The organism is Bradyrhizobium sp. (assembly GCF_035935975.1).
Lineage (GTDB): Bacteria > Pseudomonadota > Alphaproteobacteria > Rhizobiales > Xanthobacteraceae > Bradyrhizobium.
In genome coordinates this window covers 247,169-267,987 of sequence record NZ_DASYWN010000022.1, presented here as the reverse complement: position 1 = coordinate 267,987, position 20,819 = coordinate 247,169, and the positions used below count along the sequence as shown (strand labels likewise).

The 20,819-nt window shown below is 65.3% G+C and carries 20 protein-coding genes; 8 read left to right on the top strand and 12 right to left on the bottom strand.

All coding sequences use genetic code 11. The features are described from left to right. Positions 1–36 precede the first annotated feature (36 nt). Complete coding sequence (locus VGR99_RS11170) at positions 37–738, top strand: fumarylacetoacetate hydrolase family protein (protein ID WP_326898401.1); 702 nt, start codon at positions 37–39, stop codon at positions 736–738. A 66-nt stretch (positions 739–804) separates the two neighbouring features. Here VGR99_RS11170 and VGR99_RS11165 read toward each other — a convergent pair whose 3' ends face one another. Next, the gene (locus tag VGR99_RS11165) at positions 805–1,263 is read right to left on the bottom strand and encodes a YybH family protein (RefSeq protein ID WP_326898400.1); all 459 of its coding nucleotides are present in this window, start codon (positions 1,261–1,263) and stop codon (positions 805–807) included. 115 nt (positions 1,264–1,378) lie between these two features. Between VGR99_RS11165 and VGR99_RS11160 the strand changes: the two genes are divergently transcribed. Together VGR99_RS11160 and VGR99_RS11155 are read left to right on the top strand one after the other, a co-directional pair. Next, a complete protein-coding gene (locus VGR99_RS11160) occupies positions 1,379–2,191 on the top strand; it encodes a uridine kinase (RefSeq protein WP_326898399.1) in 813 nt (270 codons plus the stop codon). 12 nt (positions 2,192–2,203) lie between these two features. Then, entirely contained in the window at positions 2,204–3,031 is an 828-nt protein-coding gene (locus tag VGR99_RS11155; protein WP_326898398.1) for a molybdenum storage protein subunit alpha, read from the top strand. 150 nt (positions 3,032–3,181) lie between these two features. Here VGR99_RS11155 and VGR99_RS11150 read toward each other — a convergent pair whose 3' ends face one another. From VGR99_RS11150 to VGR99_RS11140, 3 genes are all read right to left on the bottom strand, one after another. Beyond that, a complete protein-coding gene (locus VGR99_RS11150; protein ID WP_326898397.1) occupies positions 3,182–4,111 on the bottom strand; it encodes an aspartyl/asparaginyl beta-hydroxylase domain-containing protein in 930 nt (309 codons plus the stop codon). Between the two features lie 406 nt (positions 4,112–4,517). Then, positions 4,518–4,673: a hypothetical protein gene (locus VGR99_RS11145; RefSeq protein ID WP_326898396.1), complete on the bottom strand. Its 156-nt coding sequence runs from the start codon at positions 4,671–4,673 to the stop codon at positions 4,518–4,520. Positions 4,674–4,819: 146 nt separating this feature from the next. Continuing rightward, entirely contained in the window at positions 4,820–5,743 is a 924-nt protein-coding gene (locus tag VGR99_RS11140) for a LysR family transcriptional regulator (protein WP_326898395.1), read from the bottom strand. Positions 5,744–5,953: 210 nt separating this feature from the next. Here VGR99_RS11140 and VGR99_RS11135 point away from each other — a divergent pair, with 210 nt between their 5' ends. From VGR99_RS11135 to VGR99_RS11125, 3 genes are read left to right on the top strand one after another with little or no spacing between them, the layout of a single operon-like run. Then, positions 5,954–6,664, top strand: a complete 711-nt coding sequence (locus tag VGR99_RS11135) for an SDR family NAD(P)-dependent oxidoreductase (protein ID WP_326898394.1) — start codon at positions 5,954–5,956, stop codon at positions 6,662–6,664. A gap of 15 nt (positions 6,665–6,679) precedes the next feature. Further along, positions 6,680–6,916: a 4-oxalocrotonate tautomerase family protein gene (locus tag VGR99_RS11130; protein ID WP_326898393.1), complete on the top strand. Its 237-nt coding sequence runs from the start codon at positions 6,680–6,682 to the stop codon at positions 6,914–6,916. A 31-nt stretch (positions 6,917–6,947) separates the two neighbouring features. Further along, on the top strand, positions 6,948–8,177 hold the full coding sequence (locus tag VGR99_RS11125; protein WP_326898392.1) for a YbfB/YjiJ family MFS transporter: 1,230 nt from the start codon (positions 6,948–6,950) through the stop codon (positions 8,175–8,177). 18 nt (positions 8,178–8,195) lie between these two features. Here VGR99_RS11125 and VGR99_RS11120 read toward each other — a convergent pair whose 3' ends face one another. From VGR99_RS11120 to VGR99_RS11105, 4 genes are all read right to left on the bottom strand, one after another. Then, a complete protein-coding gene (locus tag VGR99_RS11120) occupies positions 8,196–9,656 on the bottom strand; it encodes an NAD(P)/FAD-dependent oxidoreductase (RefSeq protein WP_326898391.1) in 1,461 nt (486 codons plus the stop codon). Positions 9,657–9,816: 160 nt separating this feature from the next. Continuing rightward, entirely contained in the window at positions 9,817–11,238 is a 1,422-nt protein-coding gene (gene ahcY, locus VGR99_RS11115; protein ID WP_326898390.1) for an adenosylhomocysteinase, read from the bottom strand. A 123-nt stretch (positions 11,239–11,361) separates the two neighbouring features. Beyond that, on the bottom strand, positions 11,362–12,558 hold the full coding sequence (metK, locus tag VGR99_RS11110) for a methionine adenosyltransferase (RefSeq protein WP_326898388.1): 1,197 nt from the start codon (positions 12,556–12,558) through the stop codon (positions 11,362–11,364). A gap of 62 nt (positions 12,559–12,620) precedes the next feature. Then, a complete protein-coding gene (locus tag VGR99_RS11105) occupies positions 12,621–13,976 on the bottom strand; it encodes a hypothetical protein (protein WP_326898387.1) in 1,356 nt (451 codons plus the stop codon). Positions 13,977–14,116: 140 nt separating this feature from the next. On the opposite strand from VGR99_RS11105, the gene VGR99_RS11100 reads away from it, so the two are divergent. Together VGR99_RS11100 and VGR99_RS11095 are read left to right on the top strand one after the other, a co-directional pair. Beyond that, on the top strand, positions 14,117–15,208 hold the full coding sequence (locus VGR99_RS11100; protein WP_326898386.1) for an aspartyl protease family protein: 1,092 nt from the start codon (positions 14,117–14,119) through the stop codon (positions 15,206–15,208). Between the two features lie 92 nt (positions 15,209–15,300). Beyond that, positions 15,301–17,022 carry a caspase family protein gene (locus VGR99_RS11095; protein WP_326898385.1) on the top strand — a complete coding sequence of 574 codons (1,722 nt, stop codon included), beginning with the start codon at positions 15,301–15,303 and terminating at the stop codon, positions 17,020–17,022. Between the two features lie 165 nt (positions 17,023–17,187). On the opposite strand, the gene VGR99_RS11090 is transcribed toward VGR99_RS11095, so the two are convergent. Genes VGR99_RS11090 through VGR99_RS11075 form a run of 4 tightly spaced genes read right to left on the bottom strand, consistent with a single transcriptional unit; the run spans position 17,188 to position 20,816 of the window. Beyond that, on the bottom strand, positions 17,188–18,306 hold the full coding sequence (locus VGR99_RS11090) for a cobalamin-independent methionine synthase II family protein (RefSeq protein ID WP_326898384.1): 1,119 nt from the start codon (positions 18,304–18,306) through the stop codon (positions 17,188–17,190). Positions 18,307–18,326: 20 nt separating this feature from the next. Further along, entirely contained in the window at positions 18,327–19,043 is a 717-nt protein-coding gene (locus VGR99_RS11085; protein ID WP_326898383.1) for an ABC transporter ATP-binding protein, read from the bottom strand. Further along, positions 19,036–19,791, bottom strand: a complete 756-nt coding sequence (locus VGR99_RS11080; protein ID WP_326898382.1) for an ABC transporter ATP-binding protein — start codon at positions 19,789–19,791, stop codon at positions 19,036–19,038. The genes VGR99_RS11085 and VGR99_RS11080 overlap by 8 nt, the downstream gene beginning before the upstream one ends. After that, positions 19,788–20,816 (bottom strand): branched-chain amino acid ABC transporter permease, encoded by a 1,029-nt coding sequence (locus VGR99_RS11075; RefSeq protein ID WP_326898381.1) that lies wholly within the window; start codon positions 20,814–20,816, stop codon positions 19,788–19,790. Before VGR99_RS11075 ends, VGR99_RS11080 begins: the two co-directional genes overlap by 4 nt. Positions 20,817–20,819 lie beyond the last annotated feature (3 nt).

The window sequence follows — 20,819 nt, the reverse complement described above, 5'->3', positions numbered from 1 at the left end:
TTCCTTATCAACCCAAGAGCAGCGAGAGACCGCTCCATGAACGCCGCCTCCTACGTCATTCCGCTTCCGCCCCAGGCTTCGCTTCCCGTCGTCGGCGAGACCGGCCGCTTTCCCGTGCGCCGCATCTGGTGCGTCGGCCGCAACTATCTCGAGCACATCCGCGAGATGGGCAATGACGAGCGCGCCCCGCCGTTCTTCTTCGCCAAGCATGCCGACATGCTGGTGCCCGATGGCGCCACCATCCCCTATCCGCCGCTGACCAAGGACCTGCATCACGAGGTCGAGCTGATCGTCGCGCTCAAGAGCGGTGGGCTCAACATTCCCGCCGAGAAGGCGCTCGACCATGTCTACGGCTATGCCGTCGGCATCGACCTCACCCGCCGCGACCTCCAGATCGCCTCGCGCAAGAAGGAGCGTCCGTGGGAGATCGGCAAGTCGTTCGACGGTTCGGCCCCCGCCTCCGCGGTGCAGCCGGCCTCGAAGATCGGTCATCCCACCAAGGGCAAGATCTGGCTGACGGTGAACGGCAAGGAAGCCCAGACCGGCGACCTCGAGCAGATGATCTGGAACGTGCCGGAGACGATCTGGCAGCTCTCCCAGCAGGTGAAGCTCGCCGCCGGCGACATCATCATGACGGGCACGCCCGCCGGCGTGTCGCAGCTCCAGCCCGGCGACAAGCTCGAATGCGGCGTCGACGGCGTCGGCACGCTGAAGGTGAGCATCGGCCAGCCGGAATAGGCTACACAACGTCTCGCAATAAATTGGCCCCGGACATCGTCCGGGGCCTTTTTTATTCCGATCGCTCTACCAGGCCTTCACCGGCCGGTTGGCGTGGCTCGCCTGCGGCACACCGCGATTGAGCGACATGTGCGAATGGACGCACAGCCAGCCATCGGCGCTCTTCGCAAAAATCATGGTCGCACGGCCCGGGCGTGGAAACGAACCGCCGTCGGGATTGTAGCCCGTGCTGGTCCACGGCGCGATGACAGTCGCCATCGTGCCGTCGGGCGATGCCAGGATCGAGGTCTGCTCGAGCACGAAGCGGAAGTCGGTCGTCTTCGGCCAGACGTTATTCCATTGCGTCGAGACCCATTGATCCAGACCGGGGATGACGTCGTTGTGCGTGCCGAAGGCAAGCACGTCAGGGTGAAACAGCGGCCGCGCCGAGGCGTAGTCGACCTCGCGGACATAGCCGGCAAAGGTATCGAGCCACTCGCGGAAGAACTGCACGATCTCGGTGTTCGCAAGTGGCAGCGGGGCCATTGCCTGCTCCTTATTTGGTCGCTAAATCGCGACGACCTTGTTGCCATGGACCGACGGGTACAGCAAGATTCGGTCCGCCGCAGAGACCGCATCAAAACACGAGAGGATGTCTCGGATGTCGAACACGATCACGGAGCTCGAAGGGCTGCTGATGCAGCGCTCGCTCACAGACCCGCAGCTTGTGGCCGCAGCGGAGAAGGCTTCGGACTTCCGCATCCTGCCCGATGCGACCGTCATCAAGATCGGCGGCCAGAGCATGATCGATCGCGGCCGTGCCGCCGTCTATCCGATCGTCGAGGAGATCGTCGCCGCGCGCAAGGCGCACAAGCTGCTGATCGGCACCGGCGCCGGCACCCGCGCGCGGCATCTGTATTCGATCGCGGCCGGCCTTCGCCTGCCCGCCGGCGTGCTGTCACAGCTCGGCGCCTCCGTCGCCGACCAGAACGCCGCGATGCTCGGGCAGTTGCTCGCCAAGCACGGCATCTCCGCCGTCAGCAGCGCCGGGCTCTCCTCGGTGCCGCTGTTCCTCGCCGAGGTGAACGCGGTAATCTTCAGCGGCATGCCGCCCTATAGTTTGTGGATGCGGCCCGCGGCCGAAGGCGTGATCCCGCCGTACCGCACCGACGCCGGCTGTTTCCTCGTCGCCGAGCAGTTCGGCTGCAAGGCGATGATCTATGTGAAGGACGAGAACGGCCTCTACACGGCCAACCCGAAGACGTCGAAGAACGCGACCTTCATTCCGAAGATCTCGGTGGCGGAGATGAAGGCCAAGGGCTTGCAGGATTCGATCCTGGAATTCCCGGTGCTCGATCTGCTCAACGCCTCGCGCCACGTCCGCGAGGTGCAGATCATCAACGGCCTCGTCCCCGGCAACCTCACCCGCGCGCTCGCGGGCGAGCATGTCGGCACCATCATCACCGCGAGCTGAGAGAGCACCGTCATGGCCGACACCAACCAGATCAAGCACGTCGCCTCGCCGCTCGCGCGCCAGACCCTGCTCGACAGCGATCTCACCCGCCCCGTCGCCGGCAACCGCCCGATCAAGCTGCTGCCCTGGCTGCAGGTGATCAAGATCGGTGGCCGCGTCATGGACAGGGGTCACGAGGCGATCCTCCCGCTCGTGGACGAGCTGCGCGCGCTGCTGCCCGAGCATCGGCTGCTCATCCTGACCGGCGCGGGCATCCGCGCCCGGCATCTCTACAGCGTCGGCCTTGACCTCGGGCTGCCCGTCGGCTCGCTCGCGCCGCTTGCGGCCAGCGAGGCCGGCCAGAACGGCCACATCCTGGCAAGCCTGCTGGCGCCGGAAGGCGTCTCCTATGTCGAGCATCCCACCATCGCAAGCCAGCTCGCGATCCACCTCCAGGCCGCGCGCGCGGTCGTCGGCAGCGCGTTTCCGCCCTACCACCATCATGAATTCCCGACCTCGCGCATCCCGCCGCACCGGGCCGACACCGGCGCCTTCCTGCTCGCCGATGCGCTCGGGGCGGCGGGCCTCACGATCGTGGAGGACGTCGACGGCGTCTGCACCGCCGACCCCAATGGCGCCGACGGCAAGAAGGCGGAGCTGCTGAAAGAGACCAGCTTTACCGACCTTGCGAAGCTGAAGGGCACGCTGCCGTTCGATCCCGCGCTGCTCGAGGTGATGGCGAATGCACGCCACATCGCGCGCGTGCAGGTGGTGAATGGCCTCGTTCCCGGCCGGATCAGCGCGGCGCTGCGCGGGGAGCACGTGGGGACGATCATCAACACAGGCGCCAAGCCGGTGTAAGGTAAAAAAGCCCCGGAGATCACTCCGAGGCTTTCTTGTAGGGCGGATTAGCGAAGCGTAATCCGCCATAGGTGCACGCAACGCACGACGTCGATTGCCGATGGACTCGACGGCGGATTACGCTGCGCTGATCCGCCCTACGCACCTGCATCACTTCAACGCCGAAAACACGATGAGGCCAAGCACCAGCGCCGTCAGCGAGTACTTCAGTATGTAGTACACGTCGCGGTTCCACTCCTTGACCTTGCGGCTGCCGAGATGGATCTCGTAGAGCTTGCCGAACACCTTGTTGAGCGCACCGACCTGCTCGCCGTCGACGTTCTGGGTCGCCGACGCCTTGACGATGTGATGGCTGACCCAGCGATTGATCGCGGTCATGAAGCCGTACTTCATCGGGCGCTCGACGTCGCAGAACAGGATGATGCGATTGACGTCGGTCTGGTTCTCGGCGCTGTGGATGAAGGTTTCGTCGAACATGAAGGCCTCGCCGTCACGCCAGACGCATTCGACACCGTCGACCAGGATGCGGCACTTGTTCGAGTTGGGCGTGACGAGGCCGAGGTGATAGCGCAGCGAGCCCGCGAACGGATCGCGGTGCGCACCGAGCTTGCCGCCCGGCGGCAGCATCGCGAACATCGCGCCGTGCACGCTCGGGATCGACTTGAGCAGCTCCACCGTCTTCGGGCACAGCGTGTTCGCCGACGGCAGGAAGTCGTCGTACCATTTCAGGTAAAAGCGCTTCCAGCCGCTCTTGAAGAACGAGTAGAAACCCCAGTCGTTGTTCTTCGCAGCGGCGCGAATGAAGCCTTCGTCGAACAGCCGCACGGCCTCGTCGCGAATGGTCTCCCAGTTCTCGCTGAGCGGCTTCAGCTCCGGAAACTGCTCGACCGAGATCACCGGCTTGTTCGGCACTGCGGAGCCGGCATACATCAGCACGTTGTAGGGTGCGAGATAGGTCGAGTGATCGCCGAGCTGGCGGGCGAAGCGCAGCCGCTGCTTGCCGCGGAAATGAACGTAAATCGTCGAAGCCGCAAGTACATACAAAATGACGAGTTGCGGCGCAAAAAGCTGTTTCAGCATTTCCCCAAGTTCCCGAGTGACCCAGCCGGGGACGTCATCTACTCCCAGCCGGCCCGAGCGGCAAGGCAAAGGCTGTGCATCCTGAGGCTGTTCCGCAGGTCGTGATCGGCATGACCGGAGCAGTCCTGTCACAATTACAGATCGCAGACGCGCCCGCGTCAATCCCGGCGTTGCAGCCGATTTCGAGCACATAGCATCCTGGTTCCACTGGGGAACCTGGAGTTGGGTCTTGGCGATGTCGCGGTCGCTGGCTCCACCATGTCGGCTCCAGCGGGCTCGACAAGACCGGGCTCTGGACCTACGGGCCCTGGCCGTTCTCATGCGAGGTGCGGGCGACCGCGTCACCTCGATCCGGATCAGCGATCCGGCCGTCGGAGCAATGTGGATTCGATTCCAAGCGCGCGCGTCAGGCCCGCGACAGCGCCTGCAGGCCCTTGAAGGTCAGGCGCTTGGGGTCCTTGACACCGGCGAGATAGAGCTGGCGGATAAAGGCAACGACAGCGTTGCGGTCGCAATCGGTCAACGCCACGACGGCGTCGACCGCGATCTTCTGGGCTTCCATTGGGCTCACCTCGGCCTTGCGAGTAACCCCGGCCGAGACAGGCTAGGACTCATCCGTTAAATCGGCGTTAACCGTTTTGGGACCATCGCCGATTCAGCCGGGCCGCCGTATACGCAAAACAACGCATTGCGAAGGCGCGAAGCGGCTCAGCGCGCGCTGATGCTCTTCTTCAGCAGCGCGAACTGCTTCTTCAGCCGGGGCACGGCGAAGTCGGTGAATGCCCGCACCTTGGGCACCGAAAGCCGCCCCTGCGGGCAGATCAGATGCGCGGGCATCTCCGGATCCTCGTCTTCCGCCAGCACGATCTCGAGCTCGCCGCGCGCGACCTGCTCGGCGACCTGGTACGAATACATCCGTGCCACGCCGCGCCCGGCGACAGCGGAGGCCACCGCCGCATAGGTGCTGTTGACGACGAGCCGCGGCGTGAACTGCACGGTGCGGGCGGCTGACGAGCCGGCCTGCGGCGCAAAGGTCCAGGAATTGGGCAGGTGCGCCATCGCCACGACCTGGTGCTTTGCGAGATCGCCGGGCTCGGTGATGCGCGGATGCTGCTTCAGATAGCGCGGCGCCGCCACCACGACGCGGCTGATCTCGCCGACCCGCATCGCCACCATCGCCGAATCCGCAAGCGGCCCGATGCGCAGCGCGATGTCGACGCCCTCCTCGATCAGATTGACCGCGCGGTCGAACAGCAACAGCTTGGCCGACACCGTCGGATAGGCATCGAGAAACGCATCGAGGATCGGCCGCAGCACCATCTCGCCCGAGACAACCGGCGCAGTGATCGTGAGCAGGCCGCGCGGCGCGGTGCGCGGTCCGGCCGCGATGTCGTCGGCCTCCTCCAGCTCGGTGAGCACGCGGCGGCAAACCGCGACATAGCGCTCGCCCTCCTCGCTCAGCTTGATCGAGCGCGTGGTCCGGTGCAGCAGCTCGGCACCGACCCGCTCCTCCAGGAAGGCAATGGCCCGGCTGACCGCCGCCGGCGAGCGGCCGAGCTTGCGCCCTGCGGCCGCCAAGCTTCCCTCGTCCACCGCGAGGACGAACACATTCATCGCATCGAGACGATCCATGACTTCCCGCCGCCCCATCACATTGCGGTGACAGGCTAGGCGTTTGCCCCCGCCGCGACAACCGCCGCGGACGCTGTGCGGCATTCGTTCGCGCCGCGTAACAGTGTCTGCCGGACAACGTGTATTCGCAGCCGGGCCCCCGCGGCGTACTTCAGACCGCGAGCCAGCCAGTGCTGGCGCAGGTCTTCAAACAAACCACAGGAGTCCGTCATGGGTATCGAGCAGAAGGTCGCCATCATCACCGGTGCGTCGCAGGGTATCGGTGCCGCCCTGGTCCGGGGTTTTCGCGATCGCAATTATCGCGTCGTCGCGACGGCACGCTCCATCAAGCCGTCGGGCGACGATGACGTCCTCGCGGTTGCCGGCGACATCGCAGACCGTGCCACCGCCGAGCGGGTCGTCGCACAGGCCGTCGCCCGCTTCGGCCGCGTCGACACGCTGGTCAACAATGCCGGCATTTTCGTCGCAAAGCCGTTCACGCAGTACACGGCCGATGACTATGCGGCGGTGATGGGCACCAACGTCGCCGGCTTCTTCAACATGACGCAGCTCGCCATCGCCGAGATGGAGAAGCAGGGCTCGGGCCATGTCGTCCAGATCACGACCACGCTGGTCGATCAGGCCAATTCCAACGTGCCCTCGGTGCTGGCCTCGCTCAGCAAGGGCGGACTGAGCGCCGCGACCAAGTCGCTGGCGATCGAATACGCCAAGCGCGGCATTCGCGTGAACGCGGTGTCGCCAGGCATCATCAAGTCGCCGATGCATCCGGTCGAAACGCATGCCCAGCTCAGCGCGCTGCACCCGGTCGGCCACATGGGCGAGATGTCCGACATCGTCGATGCCGTGCTCTACCTCGAGGGCGCCTCCTTCGTCACCGGCGAGATCCTGCATGTCGACGGCGGCCAGAGCGCCGGCCACTGACCACGGAGAAACACGATGCCGATCGTCACCATTCAAGTGACCCGCGAGGGAACGACGCCGGGAGCGGCGTCGGTCACCGCGGAAGAGAAGGCAGCGCTGATCAGGGGATCGAGCGAGCTCCTGCGCGACGTGCTCGGCAAGCCGCTCGAGTCGACCTTCGTCGTGATCGAGGAAGTCGACACCGACAATTGGGGCTGGGGCGGCCTGCCCGTGCAGGAATTCCGGCGCCGCCGCGCCGCCCGGACAGGATGATCCGCGCGCTCGCTGCGCGCAGGAGGATGACATGACCAACGCAAATACGAAGCAACATCTGGAGACCCGGCTGCATCCGCAGCCGGGATCAACATCGCAAACGACCTGGCGATATGCCGCGGCGGGCCTGTCCGCCTCGCTGGTCGGGCTCGGCCTCGCACGGTTCTCCTACACGCCGCTGATACCCGCGCTGATCGCGGCAAAGTGGTTCAGCGCGTCCGACGTCGTCTATCTCGGTGCCGCGAACCTTGCCGGCTATCTCGCCGGCGCGCTCGCAGCACGCGTTGTAGCCTCTCGCATCGGCGCCGTTCGCGCGCTGCGGGCGATGATGCTGCTCGCCACGCTTTCCTTCTTCGCCAGCTCGACGCCGGTGTCGTTCACCTGGTTCTTCGCGTGGCGCTTCCTCTCCGGCCTCACCGGCGGCATCATCATGGTGCTGGCGGCGTCCGTCATTCTGCCGCACACCTCGGCGGCGCGGCGCGGTATCGTCGGCGGCGTGATCTTTGCCGGCGTCGGCCTCGGCGTCGCCGCGTCGGGCACGCTGGTGCCACTATTGCTGCAACAGGGCTTGCAGCAGAGCTGGTACGGCCTCGGCGTGCTCTCGGCGATGCTGACGCTCGCGAGCTGGTGGAACTGGCCCGCGGAAGCCAAGGCTGATAGCGCATCCGCGCATCATGCGAAGCCGCATTCGACGCCGACTGCCGCACGTGCGCTGCTGATCCAGTACGGCCTCAACGCGGTGGCGCTGGTGCCGCACATGGTCTTCATCGTCGACTTCGTGGCGCGTGGCCTCGGCCAGGGCATCGCCGCGGGATCGCGCTACTGGGTGCTGTACGGCCTCGGCGCCATCGTCGGCCCGCTCGTCACCGGCCATCTCGGTGATCGCTCAGGCTTCGGCCCGGCCTTGCGCGCGGCGTTCCTGATCGAGGCGGCTGCCGTGCTGCTGCCAACCGTCAGCACCGCCCCTCTGTCGTTGATCGTGTCGAGCGTCGTCGTCGGCGGCTTCACCCCCGGCATCGTGCCGCTGGTGCTCGGACGCATCCATGAGCTCGTGCCGCACTCCACCGAGCAGCAGCGCGCGACATGGAGCCACGCCACCACCAGCTTCGCACTGTTCCAGGCCGCCGCGGCTTACGGCTTTTCCTGGATCTACGCACAGACCGGCGGCGACTATCTGGTCCTGTTCGCGCTGGGCGGCGGCGCCGTGGTGCTGGCGCTCGCGATCGACCTTGGCCTGGCGCTGACCACGCGCAAGGCATGACCGCTGGCGGCGGCGTGATCAGGAATACTGCATCACGCCGTCGTCGATCCGGCCGAAGCGCAAGGAAACGATGTCGAGCGCGTAGTTCTGGTACAGCCGCCACGGCCGTTTCGAGCCCTGCTTCGGCATCTTTGCGACCGAGCGCTGCACATAGCCCGAGGTGAAAGCGAGCGAGGGCTGCGCGGTGATCTCGGGGTCGTCATTGTGCGGCATGCACTGGCGGAAATTGTGCCGGTCCATGTAGTTGATGAGCCGGCAGACATATTCGCAGGTGAGATCGCATTTCAGCGTCCACGACGCGTTGGTGTAGCCGAAGGCCGAGGCCACGTTCGGCACGTCCGCGTACATCATGCCTTTGTAGGTCAGCGTGTTGGCGAAATCGACGGTGCGGCCGTCGACACTGACCTCGAGGCCGCCGACGACCTGCAGCACCAGACCCGTCGCGGTGACGATGATGTCGGCGGCAAGCTCGCTGCCGTCCTTCAGGCGGATGCCGTCACGGGTAAAGGTGTCGATTTCGTTGGTGACCACGGCGGCGCGCTTTTCGCGGATCGCCTTGAACAGGTCGCCATCAGGCACGAGGCAGAGCCGCTGGTCCCAGGGGTTGTAGCGCGGGGTGAAATGGGTCGCGACGTCGTAGTCCGGCCCGAGCGCCACGCGCACGCCACCGAGGATCAGGTTCTTCACCTTGTCCGGGCGGCGCCGGCTGAGCTGGAAGAAGAACATCCCCCACATCACGTTGCGCCAGCGGATCAGGTGATAGGCCAGCCTCGCCGGCAGGTTACGGCGGAGCTTGTTGGCGACGGGATCCTGCGCCGGGCGCGACACCACGTAGGTCGGCGAGCGCTGCAGCATGGTGACCTGCGCCGCTTTCTTGGCGAGCTCCGGCACCAGCGTCACCGCGGTCGCGCCTGAGCCGATCACGACGACGCGTTTTCCCGCGTAGTCGATATCCTCGGTCCATTTCTGCGGATGCACGATGCGGCCGGCGAAATCCGCGACGCCCGCAAATTCCGGCGTATAGCCCGCCTCGTATTTGTAATAGCCCGAGCACAGAAATAAGAAATTGCAGGTGAAGCGCACGATCTCGATTGCGCCCTCGCCCGTGGTGCGCTCGGCCTCGATGGTCCAGCGCGCATCCGGCGTCGACCACGCCGCGCGCTTGACGCGATGGCGGAAACGGATGTGCTTCTCGATGCCGTTCTCGGCTGCGGTCTCGCGCACATAGTTCAGGATCTGCGGCCCGTCCGCGATCGCCTTCGGATCGGTCCACGGCTTGAAGGAATAGCCGAGCGTGAACATGTCGCTGTCGGAGCGGATGCCGGGATAGCGAAACAGGTCCCAGGTCCCGCCGATGCAGTCGCGCCCCTCCAGGATGACGTAGCTCTTGCCGGGGCACTTGCTCTGCAGATGATAGCCCGCGCCGATGCCGGACAGACCGGCACCGACGATCAGCACGTCGAAATGTTCTTGTTGCATGGTTTCCTCCGCCGAGGAGGATTTTCCGCCCGCGATTGCCGGCCGTCAATTGGCAATCAGCCGCGCCGCAACTGCAAAGCGAGTTGAATTCCACGTGCCGAAACAACAAAGCCCCGGATCGCTCCGGGGCTTTGCGTCGATCATCGATCGAATGTGCGGCTCAGTAGCGGTAGTGGTCCGACTTGTACGGGCCTTCCTGCTTCACGCCGATATAGTCGGCCTGGTCCTTGCGCAGCTCGGTGAGCTTCACGCCGATCTTGGCGAGGTGGAGGCGCGCGACCTTCTCGTCGAGCGACTTCGGCAGCACGTAGACTTCCTTCTTGTACTTGCCGTCCTTGTTGTTGGCGAACAGCTCGATCTGCGCCAGCGTCTGGTTGGTGAAGGACGCCGACATCACGAAGGACGGATGGCCCATCGCGTTGCCGAGGTTCACGAGGCGCCCCTCAGACAGCATGATGATGCGATGCTTGTCGGGGAACTCGATCTCGTCGACCTGCGGCTTGATGTTGGTCCACTTCAGATTGCGCAGCGACGCGATCTGGATCTCGTTGTCGAAGTGACCGATGTTGCAGACGATGGCGCGATCCTTCATCGCGCGCATGTGCTCGATGGTGATGATGTCCTTGTTGCCGGTGGCGGTGACGAAGATGTCGGCGCGGGGCGCGGCGTCTTCCATGGTCACGACCTCGTAGCCTTCCATCGCCGCCTGCAGCGCGCAGATCGGATCGACTTCCGACACCATCACGCGGCAGCCGGCCTGGCGCAGCGAAGCCGCCGAGCCCTTGCCGACGTCGCCGAAGCCGGCGACCATCGCGACCTTGCCCGACAGCATGACGTCGGTGCCGCGGCGAATGCCGTCCACCAGCGATTCACGGCAGCCATAGAGGTTGTCGAACTTCGACTTGGTGACGCTGTCGTTGACGTTGATCGCGGGCCACAGCAGCGTGCCGGCCTTCTGCATGTCGTAGAGACGATGCACGCCCGTGGTGGTCTCTTCGGAAACGCCCTTGATGCTCTCGGCGATCGCGGCGAAGTAGCCCTTCGGCTTTTCCTTGAGCTGCTTCTTCAGAAGCGCGAAGAAGATTTCCTCTTCCTCGGAGCCGGGCTTGTCGAGGAAGGCGGTGTCGCCCTTCTCGGCGCGCAGACCGAGATGGACGTACATGGTGGCGTCGCCGCCGTCGTCGAGGATCATGTTCGGGTGACCGCCGCCGTGCCAGTCGAACAGCTTGGCGGTGTAGTCCCAATACTCAGCCAGGCTCTCGCCCTTGACCGCGAACACCGGAATGCCGGCGGCAGCGATCGCAGCAGCCGCATGGTCCTGGGTCGAGTAAATGTTGCACGAGACCCAGCGAATGTCGGCGCCGAGGGCTGCCAGCGTCTCGATCAGCACGCCGGTCTGGATCGTCATGTGCAGGGAGCCGGCGATGCGCGCGCCCTTGAGCGGCTGCTTCGGGCCGTACTCTTCGCGGGTGGCCATCAGGCCGGGCATCTCGGTCTCGGCGAGCGAGAGCTCCTTGCGGCCGAAATCGGCGAGCGAAATGTCCTTGACGATGTAATCGGTGAAGCCGGGCTTCGCGTTCATAGGGGGTTCCTGTTTGTTTGGCTCGTCATTCCGGGGCGCTCGTGAAACGAGCGAACCCGGAATCCGGAGGTTCGAGATTCCGGGTTCGCCGCTCTCGCGGCGCCCCGGAATGACGCAAGAGAACTAGAGCGCGCGCTTGAGCGGCTCGACGAGATCGGTCTTCTCCCAGGAGAAGCCGCCCTCGTTGTCGGGCGTGCGGCCGAAATGGCCGTAGGCCGAGGTGCGCGCGTAGATCGGGCGGTTGAGGTCGAGATGGCTGCGGATGCCGCGCGGGGTCAGATCCATCGCCTTGGCAGCAGCCTTCTCGAGCTCGTCCTCCGACACCTTGCCGGTGCCGTGGGTGTCGATGTAGATCGACAGCGGACGCGCAACGCCGATGGCGTAGGCGAGCTGCAGCGTGCAGCGGTCGGCAAGACCGGCCGCGACGATGTTCTTGGCGACGTAGCGCGCAGCGTAAGCCGCCGAACGGTCGACCTTGGTCGGATCCTTGCCGGAGAACGCGCCGCCGCCATGCGGAGCCGCGCCACCATAGGTGTCGACGATGATCTTGCGGCCGGTCAGGCCGGAGTCACCATCGGGGCCGCCGATGAAGAACTTGCCGGTCGGGTTGATGTGCCAGATCGTCTTCGGGGTGATCCAGTCCTTCGGCAGCGCCTCGCGCACATAGGGCTCGACGATGTCGCGGATCTGCTTGGACGAGATGTCCTCGACCAGATGCTGGTGCGACACCACGATCTCGCGCACGGCGACCGGCTTGCCGTTCTCGTACTGCACCGTGACCTGGCTCTTGGAGTCCGGGCCGAGCACCTTCTCCTTGCCGGAGTGACGGGCTTCGGAGATCAGGCGGAGGATCTTGTGGGCGTAGAAGATCGGCGCCGGCATCAGATCCGGCGTCTCGTTGGTGGCGTAACCGAACATGATGCCCTGGTCGCCGGCACCCTCTTCCTTGACCTCGCCCGGCTGCAGCGCATCGACGCCCTGGGCGATGTCGGCCGACTGCGGATGCAGCAGGATCTCGATATCGGCCTTCTGCCAGTGGAAGCCTTCCTGCTCGTAGCCGATGTCCTTGATCGCGGCGCGCACGACGCCCTCGATCTGCTCGTTGGTGACGGACTTCGGACCGCGGGTCTCGCCGGCGATCACGACCTTGTTGGTGGTCGCGAGCGTTTCGCAGGCGGCGCGGATCTGCCACGGGTCAATGCCGGCTTTCGGCCCCTCGCGGTAGAACAGATCGACGATTTCATCCGAGATCCGGTCGCAGACTTTGTCCGGATGGCCTTCGGACACGGACTCACTGGTGAAGAGATAGGACGCGCGCATCAAGTAACCCCTTGTTCCGCCACTCGACGGCGGTTCGTTTGCGTTGTTTACCTTGGATTATGTCAATCACGCCGGCGCGAGATGACGTAGGATTCGTCTAGAAACCAAAGCCCGTTATATTTCCGCAGCACGTCCCTGGCGGCGTCCAGAGTACGGCCGTTTTGAGTCATATCTGCCAACCGGTCGTCCTCGATCTGAGCGACATACACCGCCGCATTCCACGCTGCAAAGGCCGTCGAGGTTCCGATGGAGCCGGTGACCTCGTTGGGCAGCGCTTCCATATCATACCTGAAGATCGAGCGGTTATCCGCATAAGCATTAAAATTTAAGTCGCGGCCCAACGACCCGAGCTCGTACTTCACCGCGCGCAATAGCTCATGACGGCTGACCGAGAAAGGGTTTTCTCCAGGCCAGATCGCCTGGATCATTTCCATGCCCGGATCCTGCCCGTGGGAGTGGATTCCGATCAGGCGGCCGCCAGGCCGCAGGGCCTTGGCCAGGGGCGCGATGATCCGCTTGGCCCGGAAATTGACCGAGGACAGGGCACGGTATGGCTGGGATGCGATGACGAGGTCGAAATTGGCCTCGGTCTGGCCCGGCCGCGGAATGGTCGAATCCAGCAGGAACCTGTGATCCTCGCGGTAGAGCACCAGCACGACGGGCCGCTCGTACAGCGGCATGGCCGTGCGTGGGCTGATCGCCGCGCGCCAGTTCTGCTCCAGGAACGGCCGCAGTTCCGCGATCTGGGCCTCGAACTCGCCCGATGACGCCCCCCGCAGCGGAACCTCGTGCCAGACGGTGGCGGCGGCCGCCGCAGGCGAGGCCGGCGTCAGCCAGGGCGCCTCCGAGTAGAACATGTTGGTGAAGACGAAGACCGAGGCCGGATGCTCGAAAATCCGGTCCGGGACCTTCTCCAGCGTCAGGCGCAGATCCTCGAGGCTGAGCTCCTTGCCGGCCACATAGAACGGCATGTGCGGATAGCGCTGGTGCGTCGCGCGCAGCACCCGCGCCAGCACCGTGCCGTCGCCGACGCCCGCGTCGAAGATGCGCAGCGCCGGCGGGCGCGGATGGATGGCGGCAAGCTCCAGCGCGACCCGGTCCGCGACCACCCGCTTCTCGCTGCAGGTATGGACGAACAGCAGGTATTTCTGCCGGTTCTCGAAGAAGCGGAAATTGCCGCGCGGATCGCGCTTTTCCGGCGGCACCTGCAGGCCGCGCGGCGGCGGCAGGCCGCCGGTCGTCGACGCGGCGATATAGGCCTGGATCCGATCCAGCGTATCGATGGTGATGCGCTTGCCCTCGCGCAATCGCTGCACGAGCTTCCCATCGTTCACCGCGCGCCGACCGAAGGTCGATTCCGCCATGCCCGCCTTGCGGCAGAACTCGGTGATTTGGCTGAGGATTTCGTCGTTCTTCATGAGTGGGAAGGCAGTGGGCAACCCATTGGGATGGAGGACTTCTAACATCATCTGCCCACTGGGGAAAGCTTGGCGCCCCAATTTGCACAGGTCACACTTCCCGATATAGAGAGCGCCTGTTGCGATACTCTGGGGTGCATATGTTCCGGCGCAAATGCCTGGCGATCCTGCTGCTCGTTGCGTTCTCAAGTCTCGCCCGCGCAGGCGACCCCACCACCGACAATCCGGACCAGATGTTCGAAGCCGTCTATGCCCGCATCGGCGCAGTGCCGGCCGCGGTCGCGCGCGAACGTCTGATCTGGCTGAAGCTGGAAGAGCTCAAGCGCGAACCATGCGACCAGCGGAGCATCGACGAGTTGGCGGGGATGCTCGAGAGGCGCGGCTATCGGCGGCAAGCCGCCGACGGGCTCTACAAATTCGTCCAGACCTGCGGAGCGCCGCTGATCGCACTGAACAAGGCGTCCGTCATCTATATGAGCATCACCGACTATCCGAAGGCCGTCGAAGCCGCCGAGGAGTACGTCAAACGCGCGCCGTCCGACCAGAGCGCACATTATGTCCGCGCCCTGGCTCTGGACGCTGCCGGCGACTACCGCCGCGCCCTCGCCGACTACTCCGACACGATCGAGCTGTTCAGCGGCGACAAGAAAATGATCTCGGGCGGAATCTTCATGCGCATGGCGAACGCTTATGCCGCGCTGAAGCAGTTCTGCGAGGCGACGGCGCCGATCAACCGCTGGGTCGCGCTGGATCCGGCGACGCGCGACAACAGCAGGACGCAGAAGATGATCGCCGACTACGAGCGGCAGGGCAATTGCGTCTCGTCGACCGAGGCCCGCACGGAGAACTTTCCGATCCACGGGCAAAAGGGTGTCGCCACCGTGAAAGCCGAGATCAACGGCGTGCGCGGGCTGTTCGTGCTCGATACCGGCGCGAGCTATGTGTCGGTGAAATCGGCTTTTGCCAGCAAGGCCAAGATCCCGGACGGCGGCGCCAGCGACATCACGCTGATGAGCGCCAATGGCCAGTCCAAGGCAAAGCTCTCCCGGGCCGACAAGGTCGTACTGGGCAAGCTCGAAGCGATGAACGTGCCCGTCGCGGTGCAGGACGGCGACGAGAAGGGCTTTGGCGCCGGCATCGACGGCCTGCTCGGCATGAGCTTCCTGTCACGGTTCGAGGTCCAGATGGCGGGTGGTTCGGTCGAGGTCCGCACCCGCCAGCCCAGGAGGTAACCGCGGCAGACCATCGTCGCGTGAACCCGAAAAGCCGCGTGCGCGACCAAGGGCAGACATTCCCATCACAAACGCCTGCAGCCGAGGTCTCCTTGCGCCGCCTGCTCCTGATCCCCGCTCTTTTGCTCGCTGCCCTGCTCGGGTCCGCGCCGGCCCACGCGCAGGCGCGCAACCAGCTCGGACCGCTCTGTACCACCGAGACCACGCCGGCGGACCAGATGGTCGACGCCTGCGGCAAGATCATTGCGCTGAAGGTATTCAAGGGCGAACAGCTCGCGACCGTTTATTTCTGGCGCGCCGTCGGCTGGAACAAGAAGGGCGACTACACCAAGGTCATCGCTGACGCCACCGAAGCGATCCGGCTCAAGCCGAGCCAGGCGGTCTATAACCTCAGGGGATCGGCCTATTTCGACAAGGGTGACTACGACATCGCGATCGCCGATTTCGACGATGCGCTGAAGCTCGGTCCGCCCAGCGGCATCATCTTCCACAATCGCGGCAATGCCTGGCGCGGCAAGCGCGACTACGCCAAGGCGATCGCCGACTACGATGCCGCCATCAAGGCCGATCCGCGATCGACGTTCTCGTTCCAGAACCGCGGCATCGCGAAGGAGGCACTCGGCGAGCTCGACGCCGCGCTCGCCGACGTCAACCAGGCGATCCGGCTCGACCCGACGCTGCCGCAGCCCCTGATCACCCGCACCTCGATCTGGCGCGCCAGGGGCGACCTCGATCGCGCCATCGCCGATGGCAGCGAAGCGATCCGGCTCGCCAAGGAGAAGCCGCCGGTCAACATCATGACGCCGCCGAACAGCGTGCTGATCTCGGGCTACACCCATCGCGCGCTCGCCTATGAAGCGAAGGGCGACTACGCCCGCGCCCGCGAGGACTACATGGCGACGCTCGCGATCGTGGCCTCGGATGCCGGCAGCAAGTCCAACCAGGCGACCGCAAAGGTGCGGCTGGCGCTGGTCACGGAAGCAGTCGCACCGATCCCGCGCGATGCGCCGTCACCGACAACCCCTCCGTCAGCAACTCCTGCCCCGCAGCAGACCGGCGCTGCCCCTGCGCCCTCGCCCGCTCCAGCGGTTCGCGGCACGCGGATGGCGCTGATCATCGGCAACGGCGCCTATGCGCATGTGAAGGCGCTGCCCAATCCGCCCAACGACGCGCGCGCGGTCGCCAAAAGCCTGCGCGACATCGGCTTCACGGTGTCGGAGGGCGTCGACCTCGACCGCGCCGCGATGCAAAAGATGACGCGCGACTTTTTGCGTGACGCCGCACGGGCGCAGATTGCCGTGGTCTATTATGCCGGCCACGGCGTGCAGGTCGACGGCCGCAACTATCTCATTCCTGTTGATGTCGAGCTCAAGCCGGGCACCGGCATGACCGAGGCGATGATCGACATGGACACGATCATGGCCGGCCTAGACGATCAGGTCCGCACCAACATCCTGATCTTCGATGCCTGCCGCAACAATCCGATGGCGCCGCAGGTTGCGAGCGCCGGCAGCAGTCGCGCCATCGATGGCGCCTCGGGCCTCGCAGCTCCAACGAGCCTCGGCACCGGCGCGACATTGGGCGCGGGCACGCTGATCGCCTTCGCCACCGCGCCAGGCCAGGTCGCGCTCGACGGCGAAGGCGCCAACTCGCCGTTCTCCGCCGCCCTCTCCCGTCATCTCGGCGCGCCGGGGCTGGAAGTGCAGCAAATGCTCACGCGGGTGCGGGCCGAGGTGGTTTCGACCACGAAGAACAAGCAGGTGCCGTGGTCGAACTCGTCGCTGCTGGGTGAGGTCTATCTGGCGGAGAAGTGAGATACTCTCGTGCCCCGGACGCAGCGCAGCGCTTCTTCAGCGGTGCGCTGCAGAGCCGGGGCCCATATCTCCGAAGAGCAAGGTGGCAGCATGGGTCCCGGCTCTGCGCCGCAACGCAAGAGCGTTGCAGCGCGTCCGGGACACGAGCGAGGCTAGCCGCGAGGCTTAGTTGCCCCACACTTCCTTCGCGATCTCGACCGCGAGGCTGAGCTTGGCCCACTGCTCTTCCTCGGAGAGGATGTTGCCCTCTTCGGTCGAAGCAAAGCCGCATTGCGGGGACAGCGCGAGCTGCTCCAGCGGGGCGAACTTGGCGGCTTCTTCGAGACGACGCTTGATGTCGTCCTTCTTCTCGAGCTCGCCGAACTTCGAAGTGATGACGCCGACCACGACGACCTTGTTGCCCTTGGGCAGGAAGCGCAGCGGCTCGAAACCGCCGGCACGGTCGCTATCGTATTCGAGGAAGTAGCCGTCGTAATTGGTGCCGGCGAGCATGGTCTCGGCCACCGGCTCGTAGCCGCCCGAGGAAATCCAGGTCGAGCGGAAATTGCCGCGGCAGACATGCGTGGTCACCACCATGTCGGCGGGCTTCTCGGCCAGCGCGTAGTTGATGATGCGGGCGTAGATCTGCTGCAGGCCATCCGGATTGTCGCCGCGCTCGCGCGCCTTCTGCAATTCGTCCGGCGAGCAGAGATAGGCCCACACGGTGTCGTCGAACTGCAGGTAGCGGCAGCCGGCGTCGTAGAACGCCTTGACGGCCTTGCGGTAGGTCTTGCCGAGATCCTCGTAGAAGGCATCGAGATCGGGATAGACGTCCTTGGAGATCGACTTGCGGCCGCCGCGGAAGTGCAGCACGGCCGGAGACGGGATCGTCATCTTGGCGGTGACGTGGGCCTGGTCGGTGTACTTCTTCAGGAAGCGGAAGTGGTCCAGCATCGGATGGTTATCGGGGAAGTCGAGCTTGTCGATAACCCGGACCGCGTCGTGACGGGTCTGCACGCCGGTAAACTGGATGCCCGCGTCGGGGTGAAACAGCTCGCAGCCGGTGAGCTTGGCCAGGAAGTCGAAATGCCACCAGGAGCGGCGGAATTCGCCGTCGGTCGCGAGCTTCAGGCCGACCGAGGCCTGCTTGTGCACGACCTTCTCGATCTCCATGTCCTCGATCTTGCGCAGATCGTCGGCCGAGATCTCGCCCTTCTCGAGCTTCGCGCGGGCTTCCTTGATCTTGGCGGGGCGCAGGAGGCTGCCGACCTCGTCGGCACGGAAGGGGGCTTTGGTTCGCTGCATTCTCAACTCCCGAGGATTTTCTAGTGGGCCGCCGCCCCTGCGACCCCGAGGTGGCGCTCCAGGACCGAGGGGTCGGCCTTCAGCGCAGCGCTCGGGGCGTCGTGGACGATCGTCCCGCGCTCCAATATCACAACGCGGTCGGCGAGCCCCAGAATCTTTTGGGCGTTCTGCTCGACGATGATCGAGCAGATGCCCCCTGCCCGGGTGATGGTCCCGATCGCCTTCAACAGCTCCTCGACGATGATGGGCGCCAGGCCCTCGGTCGGCTCGTCCAGCAGCAGAACCTTCGGGTTGAGGGTCAGCGCGCGGCCGATCGCCAGCATCTGCTGCTCGCCGCCGGAGAGCTGGTTGCCGAAATTGGTCCGCCGCTCTTTCAGCCGCGGGAACATCTCGTAGACCTTCTCGACCGTCCAGGGCCCGGGCTGGGCCACCGCGGTCATGTTCTCCTCCACCGTGAGCGAGCGGAAGATGTTGCGCTCCTGCGGCACCCAGCCGATGCCGGCGCGGGCGCGCTGATCGGGCCGGAGCGTGGTGACATCGGTGCCGCCGAGCGCGACGGTGCCGGAGAAGCGGCGGGTGACGCCGACGATGGAGTTGATCAGCGTGGTCTTGCCGGTGCCGTTGCGGCCGAGCAGCGCCAGCACCTGCCCTTCGGCGAGGCGCAAGCTCATCTTCGGCAGCACCACGGCCTCGCCATAGCCGGCACGTAACGCATCGATCGCGAGCAGGTCAGACATTGACCGCCTCCTCGCCGAGATAGACGGCCTTCACCTGCGGATCGCGCGCCACCTGCTCGGGCGGCCCCTCGGTGAGCAGCGCGCCGGAGACCAGCACCGAGATGCGGTCGGCGAAAGAGAACACGAGGTCCATGTCATGCTCGATCAGCAGCACCGTGACGTCGCGCGGCAGCGCACCGACGACGGCGAGAATGTCGTGACGCTCGCTCTCGGGCACGCCGGCGGCGGGCTCGTCGAGCAGCAGCACGCGCGGCTTGGCGGCGATCGCGACCGCGATCTCGAGCAGGCGCTGCTTGCCGTAAGGCAAGGTCACGGTCTGCTCGTTCATGACGTCAAGCAGATGGAAGCGCGTCAGGAGATCGGCAATCTCGCCGTTGACGTCGGCGCGCGTACCCATCCGCCGCCACCAGTCGCCGCCATGGCCGAGGCGCTCGGAGACGGCAAGGCCGATGGTCTCGAGCGGGGTCAGATCAGGATAGAGCTGGTTGATCTGGAACGTGCGCGACAAGCCGCGCAGCACGCGCTTGTGCACGGGCAGATCGGTGATGTCCTGTCCTTCGAGCAGGATCCGGCCCGAGTTCGGCTTGAGCACGCCGGTGAGCTGGTTGATCACCGTGGTCTTGCCGGCGCCGTTCGGGCCGATCAGCGCGTGGCGGGCACCCTGCTCGATCCTGAGCGAAAGGTCGCGCGTGACGCGCAGGCCGCCAAAGGTCTTCTCGAGATTCCGGGTTTCGAGGGCGATGGTCATGCGTCGCTCTCCGGCGCGGCGACGACGGCCTTGCGTCCGGCGACCTGCTTGATGATCAGGTTGGGCACATAGAGCACCCAGCGATGCAGTCGCTGGCGGCCGACCAGCACGATCACGACCAGCACGAGGCCGATCCAGAACTGCCAATATTGCGGGGTGATGGTGGAGAAAAACTCCTGCAGCATGCGGAACACCACCGCGCCGATCAACCCGCCATAGAGATAGCCGGTGCCGCCGATGACGAGCACCAGCATCAGATCGGCCGAGCGCTCGAAGGCGAACACATCGAGCGAGGCGATCGCGGTGGTCTGGGTGAACAGCGCGCCGGCGATGCCGGCATAGAAGGCCGCAAGCGTGTAGATTGCGATCAGGCGACGATTGACGGGGATGCCGATTGCTGCGGCGCGCAGCGGATTGTTCTTGATCGCGCGCAGCGACAGCCCGAACGGCGAATGCACGACGCGGCGGGCGAACAGGAACAGCAGAAACAGCACGGCCAGCGAATAGAAGAAGCCGGTTTTGCCGAACATGTCGAACGGGATCTCGCCGAAGATCGGCTGCATCTCGATGCCCTGCAGACCGTCAGTGCCGCCGGTGATGTTGGAGAAGCGCTCGGCGAGCGCCTCCAGCAGCAGCGCGATGCCGAGCGTCACCATCAACCGGGTGAGATCGACGCCGCGGATCACCAGGAAGCTGGTGGCAAAGCCGAGCACCATCGCAGCGATGCCCGCGACGATCAGCGCCAGCACCGGCTCGTTGATGATGCCGTGCAGCGCGAGCAGCCCGGCGGCATAGGCACCGACGCCGAAGAAGGCGGCGTGGCCGAGCGAGACGATGCCGGCATAGCCGAGGATCAGATCGAGCGACATCGTGAACAGCGCCAGGCGCAGGATGTCGGTCATGATCAGATAGCGCGTGGGGAACAGGAAGCCGCAGGCCAGCACGACGAGCCAGAAGGCGGCCTCGCCAAAGTGCCAGCGCGCCTGGCGCTGCGCGTGATAACCGACGTCGGAAGAAGCGCTCATCGG